Origin of the sequence: Pantoea sp. UBA7232, assembly GCF_002473195.1 — a bacterium.
GTDB classification, from domain to species: domain Bacteria; phylum Pseudomonadota; class Gammaproteobacteria; order Enterobacterales; family Enterobacteriaceae; genus Pantoea; species Pantoea eucrina.
This window is the reverse complement of the sequence record NZ_DKTK01000006.1, coordinates 464,856-475,276: the sequence shown is the minus strand read 5'-3', so window position 1 is coordinate 475,276 and position 10,421 is coordinate 464,856. Positions and strand designations below refer to the sequence as shown.

The window sequence follows — 10,421 nt, the reverse complement described above, 5'->3', positions numbered from 1 at the left end:
CCCCCCCCCCCCCCCGATTGAAAGTAAGGCAGACTTTTTCCTCTGAACACGATCTGAAAATTGTAATCACGTCCGCCCATAACCTAACACCTCGCGATGCTCATTATTCGACTGTTCTGTTTTTGCTCTCTGAGCAGTTACCGGCTGGTTTAGAGCTTATCGGGCAGATCGTCTGTATAGGATTATCACAGCGCAGCATAAAAAATTTCATCATCTTTATGCTGTCGGGTATCGGAACCGGCCAGCTCCGCGATTATCGTCATTGCTAATTCCATATCTGATGGCTTGCAATTAGCAATGAGTGAAATCTCCGCTATGAACTGAACGCACGCCATCTTCTTATGCATTTGCATTAACTCCTGAGCTTCCATTTTCCCTCCCCAAATATACTGTGTTTTTATACAGTAGCATAGCACTGGTACTGTAAGAAAGAGAAATATAGATAGCCAGATAAATTTTATCCTCATGATACAGAAAGGGTTTTATAGCATGCTGAATAACTCGCTTTGCTAACAAATCAGTGTTTTTACACCAGGTATAGCTAAGGTACTTTGAGAAACCTATCCATTGCGATGCACTTTTACACCGCACTTTTCAGCCAGACGGTTAAAGCGGGTTAATGGGCTTTCAATGACAGGCTTTATGATGGGGCGGAACAAATCACCATATGCGTTGCTACGGAACATCCGATCGCCAATCTCCGTCTGCGCGCCGCTCAGCAGACGCACAGCAAGACCCCGGCTGATGGTTTCGCCACTTAAATCCCTTACCTGGCTGATTACGTTATCGCACGCGGCCTCAACTTTATCTGAGCGCCTCAGCTTCAGGTGCCGCTTTTCAGGCTGATCCGCTCTTATCCGGTTGAGAAGCTGCCGCCGCTCCTTCCGGCTCATGCTCTCAAGGTTCAATTTCTCATAACCTCCGGGCGGCATTGAATCCCCAGATCTCAAACCGCCCGTACAGTTATTGACAGAACTCCGGGAGGACGCGGGCGCGTCCTGAAGGTCAAAACCCAATTCAACGGCACGCTTCGGAACAATTTTCCACTGTGCCAGGCGGGTTAAGATCGGCGTATCCTCGCCAACCTCAGCCGCAAATACGCCTTTGATGCGCACGGTTTCCTCGCCGTATTCGTTTACATCTTCGCTTGCCTGATACCAGGTGCGCACGGCCAGCTCGTCGCGACGGACAAACGGGCCGCCCTGCGCATTAACGTAGCCAGCCCAGTCTCCTGCGTCCACTTGAAGATAAGATGTTTCAACTCTGCTATCGTGCCTTCCGGGAAATGATAGCGACTACTAATATTCAGTTAGCAGAGGGCCAGAACACGCATGTGCTTCGGCATAGTTTCGCAAGTCATTTTATGATGAATGGGGGTAACATTCTGGTACTTCAGAGGATTTTGGGCCATGCCAATTTTCGTGAAACTATGAGATATGCACACTTTGCTCCTGATCATCCTGAAGAGGCTGCTCAGCTTAATCCAATCGCGAATTTTGGTGGCAGCAATATGGCAGCAGAGGATTCATAACACTGCATTTCACTGCGCTTAAAATTAACTTAACTAACTATTTTTGTTGCTAAGTAGCTAATGTTAAATGAGACTTTCAAATACAGGCTAAACTTGGCGGCACATATTGCGGATTGCAAAAGGAAAAACGCGTTATGCGCACCGTTCTTAATATTCTGAATTTTATCCTTGGCGGCTTTCTCACTACGCTTGGCTGGCTCTTTGCCACGCTGGTCAGCATTGTGCTGATTTTTACGCTGCCGCTGACGCGCTCCTGCTGGGAAATCACAAAACTTTCGCTGGTTCCGTTCGGCAATGAAGCGGTTCACGTTGATGTACTGCGTCCTGACAGCAAAAGTGCGTTTCTCAACGCTGGCGGTACATTTCTGAACATCTTCTGGCTTATTTTCTTTGGCTGGTGGCTCTGCGTAATGCATATCTCAACCGGAATCGTGCAGTGTCTGAGCATTATCGGTATTCCCACCGGGCTGGCGCACTTTAAGCTGGCTGCGATTTCACTCTGGCCGGTTGGCCGTCGGGTGGTCAGCGTCGAAGAGGCGCAGGCAGCGCGTGAAGCTAACGCGCGCCGCCGCTACTGAGGATTCGGTTTATGTCCGACGCTATGCCCGCCTGGCGCCGCTATCTGTTTAACAGCAGCCTGCGCTATCTGCTGCGTATTTTTCTGGCGCTGTCGGGCTGCGCCGCGTTTCCCTGGTGGCTGCAGCAGGTAGAGTGGACCATTCCGCTTACGCTGGGGGTGGTCGCTGCCGCGCTGGCCGATCTTGACGACCGCTGGACAGGCCGTCTGCGCAATCTGATCATCACCCTGTGCTGCTTCTGTATCGCGTCGGTCTCCGTTGAGCTGCTTTTCCCCAGACCCTGGGCGTTCACTGCCGGCCTGGCGCTCTCAAGCTGGGGATTTATCCTGCTGGGCGCGCTTGGCCAGCGTTACGCGACCATCGCGTTTGGTGCCCTGCTGATTGCGGTATATACCATGCTGGGTATCGGGCTCTTTCCACAGTGGTGGATGCAGCCCGCGCTGCTGCTGACGGGAGCACTCTGGTACAATCTGCTGACCTTTATTGGCCACCTGATGTTTCCGGTGCGACCCGTTCAGGAGCAGCTGGCGGCCAGCTTTTCCCAGCTGGCGCGTTATCTTGAGGCGAAAGCAAACCTGTTTGATCCGGACGGCGGTGAGCAGGATGATGCCGCTCTGATTGCCACCGCAATGGCTAACAGCCAGTTAGTCGCGCAGTTAAATCAGACTAAAAATACCATTCAGAGCCGGCTGCGCGGCGATCGGGGTTCGCGCAGTACCCGCCGCAGCCTGCATTACTATTTTGTGGCGCAGGATATTCATGAGCGCGCCAGCTCTTCGCACATACAGTATCATCAGCTGCGAAATAACTGGCGTTACAACGAAATCCTGTTCCGTTTTCAGCGTCTGCTGAATATGCAGGCGCAGGCGTGTCGCCAGCTGGCTGAAACGATCGTACTGCGCCAGCGCTGGCATCACAGCAGCCATTTTGAGCGTGCTTTTGCGCGCCTTGAAACGGCCCTTGAGCGCCTGCAGCAAAGCGACCCGGATGCCGGACATACCGCCCCGCTCTCCTGGTTACTGCGTAATTTGCGTGCCATTGACGCGCAACTTGCTTCGCTTGCTTCAGAACAGCAGCTGTTTGAGACGCCGCTGCAGAGTGAGCACCATCTTTCGCGTGACACGCTGCGTGGCTGGTCCGATATACGTCTGCGTCTGAGCCGTCACCTTACGCCCGCCTCTCCGCTGTTTCGCCACGCCATCCGAATGTCGCTGGTGCTCTGTATAGGTTATGCCTTTATTCAGATTACCGGGCTGCAGCGCGGTTACTGGATACTGCTTACCAGCCTGTTTGTCTGTCAGCCCAACTATAACGCCACGCGTCGCCGGCTGGCGCTGCGTATCGGGGGGACGCTGGCAGGTGTGGCAATCGGGCTGCCGGTGCTGTGGCTGGTGCCCTCGGTGGAGGGGCAGCTGCTGCTGATCGTCCTCAGCGGCGTGCTGTTTTTTGCTTTCCGTCAGATTCAGTATGCGCAGGCCACGCTGTTTATTACCCTGCTGGTACTGCTCTGCTTCAATTTACTGGGTGAAGGCTTTGACGTGGCCCTGCCGCGTATTGTTGATACGCTTCTGGGATGCGGACTCGCCTGGCTGGCGGTGGCGTTTGTCTGGCCTGACTGGCGTTTTCGCAAGCTCACCACAATAGCCGATCGCGCGCTGAATGCTAACTGCCGCTATCTGGATGCCATCATGGAACAGTATCATCAGGGCAAAGATAACCGGCTGGCTTACCGGGTCGCACGCCGGGATGCGCACAACGCTGACGCCGAACTCGCCTCTGTGGTATCGAATATAAATAGTGAACGCCGGGCAGATCAGACGCTGCGGGAGCACGCCTTCAGACTGCTCTGTCTTAATCACTCGTTTCTGAGCTATATCTCAGCGCTGGGTGCACATCGCACCCGCTTATCACCGGGGAAACTGCTCACGCTGCTTGATGACGCCGTCTGTTTTGTTGAGGATGTTTTACAGATTGAGTGCGTGACAAACGATCGGGTAGCCGCGATGCAACATACGCTCCAGCAACGCATCGGCGAACTGAAAACCAGCTCTGAAGCCCAGGCACCTCTGATTTTGCAGCAGCTCGATTTACTGATCACGCTGCTGCCTGAGATCGCCCGCCTGCGCCGCGCCCTGGCGCAGGCCTGAAACAGTAACAGCGGCTCCCGGGTTTACCGGCGTAGCCGCTCCTGGTACCAGCTGCTCAACGCCTCTTTTACGTCTGCCGGAAGCGCCGCCTGATGATGGCCAGAGATCGCTCCTTCCAGTGCCAGCAGCGTTTTCAACCCGACATGCTTGTTGACGCTGCGCAGCTTAAGCCAGCTCTGTCGTGACCCCATCTCCTGCAGTGATTCCACTGAGCTGATCCCCGCTTTATGCAGCATCAGCTCCATACGCAAACTGAGATTAGGAAGATCTTTGAGCCGCAGCGAAATATGTTTTACTGCGGCATCAGCCTGTGCCGCCTGCAGGGAGCTGGCTGACAAACTGATCAGCTGTCTCCTGTCCTGCCATAGCTGCTGATCCACTTTGAAGTAGCTCAGGGTGACAGGGATACCGCGCTTGCGGTAAACCAGCGGCTCCAGCGGCCGCTGAACGGCATAAAGCCGCAGCGCCTCACTGGCGCGCAGGTAGAGCGTGTCATTATCAATATAGGCGAACACCACGCGCTCAATAGCCAGCGCATAGCCGCCAAACTGCGTACGCGACTCTATATCTCCCAGAACCGACAGGGCGTCGATCGATTGTTCCACTACCTCATTTTTTCGCTTCATCATGTCCCTTTTCCTCATTCCTTGTGCAGGGTATTTCCTATAAAACAGTGACTATTCATTTAGTTAGAAGATAAAAAAAACGATTTACTGATTCAACGAATAAAACGCTTTTGGTGCCATCTTCTGCCAGTTTTGAGAGACATTTTCAGAAAATGAAGTTGATCTCTGTTAATTTAAACAGTACTGTACATTCATCCAGTTCACTACTGAGCGAGTATATTATGCGCACGCATTCCTCTGGCCCTGTTGATCGTTCCTCCTGGTTAGCGCCTTCCACTGCAGTTCAGCCGTCAATGGGCGGTATAACGGAATTACGCTACAGTGAGCATCCTGGCATGATGCAATTGCTTCTGCTTCCGGTGCTCAAACAGCTGAGCGAACAGTCACGCTGGCAGCTCTGGCTGACGCCAGCGCATAAAGTCAGCCGCCGCTGGATCCAGCAGTCTGGTCTGCCGCTTGAGAAAAGTATGCATATTACTGAATCAGACCGGATCAGTACGGTTGAGAACATGGCGAAAGCGCTGCGTACCGGAAATTACAGCGTAGTGCTTGCCTGGATACCCTGTGAACTGCATGAGAATGAGCGTCAGATGCTGCAGCTGGCAGCAGAAGAAGGCGAAGCTTTGGGTCTGATTATGCGACCGGAAGAAGCCGATATCATTTCTGCCAGACAACCCGGAAGCACAAAAATTCCCTCGGATTTGTTTCATTAAGTAAAAAGTGAGATTTATCTCAGCTTTTTTTTCCGGCCTGTTGCCGCTAAGCTACTGATAATGTTCCCGCCAGTCAGGACAAGGGCTTAGCTGCAATTCTCTATTTACAGACCGAAAATTTTGCCCCGTCAATTGTTAAAATGTGTGTATTTACACCTGTTTTTTTACCTGCTCACCTCACATCATACTTGTAAGTTTTCAATCTCGTTGTAGACTTTAGCTCGCCAGGGTGCTCAATAACCTCCGTTTTTTCGGTAGAGTCATAAGCGAGCGTTCAGACCCGGCGAAGGATTACAACCAAGAGCAACCTTTTTGCTCATTGCCTATTTGGATGATAACGAGGCGCAAAATGAAAAAGACAGCTATCGCAATTGCAGTGGCACTGGCTGGCTTCGCTACCGTAGCGCAGGCCGCTCCTAAAGATGACACCTGGTACACCGGTGCTAAACTGGGCTGGTCTCAGTATCACGATACTGGTTACTACGGTAACGGTTACGCGAACAACGACGGTCCAACTCACGAATCTCAGCTGGGCGCAGGTGCTTTCCTGGGCTATCAGGCGAACCCATACCTGGGCTTCGAGCTGGGCTATGACTGGCTGGGCCGTATGCCTAACAAAGGCGACAACATCAACGGCGCATTCAAAGCGCAGGGCGTTCAGCTGGCAGCTAAACTGAGCTACCCGATTGCTGATGACCTTGACGTGTACACCCGCCTGGGTGGCATGGTATGGCGTGCAGATTCTACCCAGAACAACACTCTGACCGGCGAACGCCGCAGCGACCACGACACCGGCGTTTCTCCGCTGGCTGCAGTGGGTGTTGAATACGCAGTGACCAAGAACTGGGCAACCCGTCTGGATTACCAGTGGGTTAACAACATTGGTGATGCAGGTACCGTTGGCGCGCGTCCAGACAACGGCATGCTGAGCGTAGGCGTTGCATACCGCTTCGGTCAGGATGAAGCTGCTGCACCAATCGCTGCACCAGCTCCGGCACCAGCTCCGGTTGTTGAAACCAAGCGTTTCACTCTGAAATCTGACGTGCTGTTCACCTTCAACAAATCTACCCTGAAGCCAGAAGGTCAGCAGGCTCTGGATCAGCTGTACAGCCAGCTGAGCTCAATGGATCCTAAAGATGGTTCCGTTGTAGTTCTGGGCTTTACCGATCGCATCGGTTCAGACCAGTACAACCAGAAACTGTCTGAGAAACGTGCTCAGTCTGTTGTCGACTACCTGGTATCTAAAGGTATCCCGGCTAACAAAATCTCTGCACGTGGCATGGGCGAATCCAACCCGGTTACTGGCAACACCTGTGACAGCGTGAAAGGCCGTAATGCCCTGATCGACTGCCTGGGTCCAGACCGTCGCGTTGAGATCGACGTGAAAGGCATCAAAGACGTTGTAACTCAGCCACAGGCTTAAGTTATCGCGTAAAAAAAACCCCGCTCCGGCGGGGTTTTTTGTTTCTGCTATATGCTTACTTTTTGTTCTCTTCGCTGCCTAAGATGGCCTGCAGATCCTGCTTTAACGTAGACATCTGACTGGCATATTTCTCTTTCCGTTCGGCATCTTCAATCAGCTGTACAATTGTCTCAGAGAGCGTGCAGTGGCGACGCTGCGCCAGGCCCGCCAGCCGTTGCCACACCAGATATTCTAAATCGATAGATTTTTTACGCGTATGCTGGTGTTCAGCATTGAAGTGACGCTTGCGGCGGGCACGTATGGTTTGCTTCAGGCGATTTTCCAGACCCGGATGAATATGCTGCGCAATCCACTGGTTCACCTCAACCGGCGTATTTTCCAGCGCAAGCAGCGCGTCAACCGCAGCCTGTGCCGCGCTGAGCTCCAGATAGCGGGTGATTAGCTCCCCCTCCCGATGTTTTTTCACCAGGTATTTCCATTTCCATCCACTTTCCAGATTTTCAAGCTGCTGGTATTTCATCGGAATCCCACCGTGACCACGTAACAACTTAAGAATAACAGCTTTTTTGCGCGATGCAGCAACGAAAAACATGTTGCTCCTGTCACATTCACTACCGGAACTCGCCGTGATAAACCCGGTTGTATCCTGTATAATCACGCTTTTCCTAAATCAGACTAATGCGAATATTTTGACCAGCAACCAACTTACGTGGCAAGCCCTGCAGCCAGATAGCACCCCCTGGCAGACCCTCTTTTCAACGGTTTCACTGAAAGATAGCGATAGCCTTGCCGCGGTTCAGCCGCGTTTGCTGAATGCGCTGGCGCATTTACACCATCAGTCTGCGGGTTTTCCGCTGCTACTGTTACGCAGCCAGGAAAATAGCGACTATCTCGCCTGGATTGCCGGGGCCGCACGGCGTTTTCAGCCTGATGCCGGGCAGCTCTATGGCGGTGACTATCATGTGATGGGCGACACCGTTACGCTGCTGCCGCCTTCAGACATCAACCGTCCTTTTACCAGTAGCGGCGGCGTGTTTTATGCTGACTGGATCGAAGCAGAGCAGCTGTTTGGCTGCGTGCGTCAGTATAAGGATCGCGTGATGCCTGAGCCCGGGCTGCTGCATCGCGCTAACGGCGGCACGCTGATCCTCTCCATTAATACGCTGCTGGCACAGCCCCTGCTCTGGCTGCGTCTGCGCCGGTGTATTGAACTGCAGCGGTTTGAGTGGTATTCGCAGGATGAGCGACAGCCCCTGCCGGTAACAATTCCAGCTCTGCCGCTCAGCGTCCGGCTGGTTCTGTGCGGCGATCGCGATGCGCTGGCCAGCTTTCAGGAGCTGGATGCCGAAGTGCACGAAATGGCGCTCTACAGTGAGTTTGAAGAGAATCTGCAGATTGCTGATGAGAGCGATATGCTCAACTGGTGTCAGTGGGTTCTGACGCAGGCAGCACGGGCAGACCTTAATGCTCCGGAGGCTGATTTCTGGCCACCGCTGCTGACGGAAGCGGTACGTTTTACCGGCGATCAGGATACGCTGCCGCTCTGTCCGCGCTGGCTGAGGCGACAGCTGCATGAGGCCGCCCTGCACGGCGACATCATCAATGGTGAAGCGCTGACGGAGGCGCTTGAAGCACGCCAGTGGCGGGAAAACTACCTTACTGAACGCATGCGCGATGAGATCCTGCTAAATCAGATCATGATTGAAACAGATGGCGAGGTTATCGGACAGATCAATGGCCTGTCGGTTATTGAGTTTCCGGGGCACCCGCGCGCCTGGGGCGAGCCGTCACGTATTACCTGTGTGGTGCATCCGGGCGATGGCGAACTCAACGATGTGGAGCGTAAAGCTGAGCTGGGCGGCAATATTCATGCCAAAGGCATGATGATTATGCAGGCCTATCTGATTGCTGAGCTGGAACTCGATCAGCCACTGCCTTTCTCCGCTTCGATGGTGTTTGAGCAATCTTACTCTGAAGTGGATGGTGACAGCGCCTCGCTGGCTGAGCTGTGCGCATTAATCAGCGCGCTGGCTAATCAGCCGCTGAGCCAGCAGATTGCGGTGACCGGCTCTGTTGATCAGTTTGGTAATGTGCAGCCGGTCGGTGGCCTCAACGAAAAAATCGAAGGCTTTTTTCATGTCTGCCAGGCGCGTGAGCTGACCGGTAAGCAGGGCGTCATTCTGCCTGCCTCTAACGTGCGTCATCTCAGTCTTAGTCAGGAGATCGTTGACGCGGTGAAAGCAGGAGAGTTTCATCTGTGGGCAATTGACCGTATCGATGAAGCCCTGCCGCTGCTGACCGGCGTGGCGTGGCAGAGCGAGAGCGGTGAATCGCTGCTGACTATGATTCAGACCCGCATTACGCAGTTTAACCAGCAGGAATCTGCACCCCGCCCGTGGCCGTTACGCTGGCTCAACTGGTTTAACCACAAATAGGGGCATTGCCCGGCGTACAACTGTTCGCTAATATTCGGGCTTCACTAAAAGAAGGCATATTGAGAACATGGTAGATAAACGCGAATCCTATAGCAAAGAAGACCTGGTTGCCTCAGGTCGCGGCGAACTGTTCGGCGAAAATGGGCCACCGCTGCCCTCTGACAACATGTTGATGATGGACCGTGTGGTCAAAATGACCGAAGATGGCGGTAACTTCGACAAAGGTTTTGTTGAAGCTGAACTGGATATCCGCCCCGACCTCTGGTTCTTCGATTGCCATTTCAAAGGCGATCCGGTTATGCCTGGCTGTCTGGGCCTGGATGCCATGTGGCAGCTGGTTGGTTTCTATCTCGGCTGGTTAGGCGCGGAAGGCAAAGGCCGTGCGCTGGGCGTGGGCGAAGTGAAGTTTACCGGTCAGGTGCTGCCAACAGCGAAAAAAGTGACCTATAAAATTCACTTCAAGCGCGTAATCAACCGCAAGCTGGTGATGGGTGTTGCAGATGGTGAAGTCTTTGTTGACGGTAATCTGATCTACACCGCTACCGATCTGAAAGTCGGTCTGTTTAAAGATACCTCTGCGTTCTGATCCTGCTTAACAAAACCTCCGCCGCGGCGGAGGTTTTCCCTTTGCTGACATCCGGCAGGGCTACGCCACCGCCGACCTGTCCTCCATGGCCTGACGCCAGCCTCCCAGCCAGTGAGACCGCGCATCGATCAGTTGATAGGGGCACAGCTCCTTAGAGCGGCCAGTAATGCCGGCCTGATAACCGCGTGAATGTGCACGTTCTAAACGGTCTCTCTTCTGTCTCTTCATACCGCGTTTCCCTCATTTCAGGTCTGGTGGAATCTGGTGGAAAGAAAGAGTGGCGAATTAATGTTCAGCCACAGTAAAGTTCTAACCCCAATGCGCAGAAAAAGCAATGCGCAAAATTCACGCCAGCGTCACGGTTTTGCCGTTAAAACGACAT

At 53.4% G+C, this 10,421-nt stretch carries 11 protein-coding genes and 1 pseudogene; 7 read left to right on the top strand and 5 right to left on the bottom strand.

Annotation, left to right across the window (positions count from 1 at the left end; translation table 11 throughout):
* Positions 1 to 185: 185 nt before the first annotated feature.
* Complete coding sequence (locus B4056_RS05550; RefSeq protein ID WP_113655684.1) at positions 186 to 371, bottom strand: hypothetical protein; 186 nt, start codon at positions 369 to 371, stop codon at positions 186 to 188.
* A 189-nt stretch (positions 372 to 560) separates the two neighbouring features.
* Entirely contained in the window at positions 561 to 1,169 is a 609-nt protein-coding gene (locus B4056_RS05545) for a hypothetical protein (protein ID WP_233496302.1), read from the bottom strand.
* An 83-nt stretch (positions 1,170 to 1,252) separates the two neighbouring features.
* On the opposite strand from B4056_RS05545, the pseudogene B4056_RS05540 reads away from it, so the two are divergent.
* The 3 genes and pseudogenes from B4056_RS05540 to yccS form a co-directional block, all read left to right on the top strand.
* Positions 1,253 to 1,531, top strand: a pseudogene (locus B4056_RS05540) (tyrosine-type recombinase/integrase); the annotation flags it as partial.
* 134 nt (positions 1,532 to 1,665) lie between these two features.
* Positions 1,666 to 2,109, top strand: coding sequence for a YccF domain-containing protein (locus tag B4056_RS05535; protein WP_094111457.1), 444 nt, complete (start codon positions 1,666 to 1,668; stop codon positions 2,107 to 2,109).
* Between the two features lie 11 nt (positions 2,110 to 2,120).
* Positions 2,121 to 4,256, top strand: coding sequence for a YccS family putative transporter (gene yccS / locus B4056_RS05530; RefSeq protein ID WP_094111458.1), 2,136 nt, complete (start codon positions 2,121 to 2,123; stop codon positions 4,254 to 4,256).
* Between the two features lie 23 nt (positions 4,257 to 4,279).
* On the opposite strand, the gene B4056_RS05525 is transcribed toward yccS, so the two are convergent.
* Positions 4,280 to 4,882, bottom strand: coding sequence for a TfoX/Sxy family DNA transformation protein (locus B4056_RS05525; RefSeq protein WP_094111488.1), 603 nt, complete (start codon positions 4,880 to 4,882; stop codon positions 4,280 to 4,282).
* Between the two features lie 221 nt (positions 4,883 to 5,103).
* Here B4056_RS05525 and sulA point away from each other — a divergent pair, with 221 nt between their 5' ends.
* Both sulA and ompA read left to right on the top strand, forming a co-directional pair.
* Positions 5,104 to 5,595: an SOS-induced cell division inhibitor SulA gene (gene sulA / locus B4056_RS05520; RefSeq protein ID WP_288654067.1), complete on the top strand. Its 492-nt coding sequence runs from the start codon at positions 5,104 to 5,106 to the stop codon at positions 5,593 to 5,595.
* Positions 5,596 to 5,944: 349 nt separating this feature from the next.
* Complete coding sequence (gene ompA / locus B4056_RS05515; RefSeq protein ID WP_039383647.1) at positions 5,945 to 7,018, top strand: porin OmpA; 1,074 nt, start codon at positions 5,945 to 5,947, stop codon at positions 7,016 to 7,018.
* 55 nt (positions 7,019 to 7,073) lie between these two features.
* On the opposite strand, the gene matP is transcribed toward ompA, so the two are convergent.
* The gene (matP, locus tag B4056_RS05510; RefSeq protein WP_139074201.1) at positions 7,074 to 7,538 is read right to left on the bottom strand and encodes a macrodomain Ter protein MatP; all 465 of its coding nucleotides are present in this window, start codon (positions 7,536 to 7,538) and stop codon (positions 7,074 to 7,076) included.
* 70 nt (positions 7,539 to 7,608) lie between these two features.
* Between matP and B4056_RS05505 the strand changes: the two genes are divergently transcribed.
* Together B4056_RS05505 and fabA are read left to right on the top strand one after the other, a co-directional pair.
* A complete protein-coding gene (locus B4056_RS05505; RefSeq protein WP_113655657.1) occupies positions 7,609 to 9,453 on the top strand; it encodes an AAA family ATPase in 1,845 nt (614 codons plus the stop codon).
* 67 nt (positions 9,454 to 9,520) lie between these two features.
* The gene (gene fabA, locus B4056_RS05500) at positions 9,521 to 10,039 is read left to right on the top strand and encodes a bifunctional 3-hydroxydecanoyl-ACP dehydratase/trans-2-decenoyl-ACP isomerase (RefSeq protein WP_039383641.1); all 519 of its coding nucleotides are present in this window, start codon (positions 9,521 to 9,523) and stop codon (positions 10,037 to 10,039) included.
* Between the two features lie 60 nt (positions 10,040 to 10,099).
* Here fabA and rmf read toward each other — a convergent pair whose 3' ends face one another.
* Positions 10,100 to 10,267, bottom strand: coding sequence for a ribosome modulation factor (rmf, locus tag B4056_RS05495; protein WP_071668711.1), 168 nt, complete (start codon positions 10,265 to 10,267; stop codon positions 10,100 to 10,102).
* Between the last annotated feature and the right edge of the window lie 154 nt (positions 10,268 to 10,421).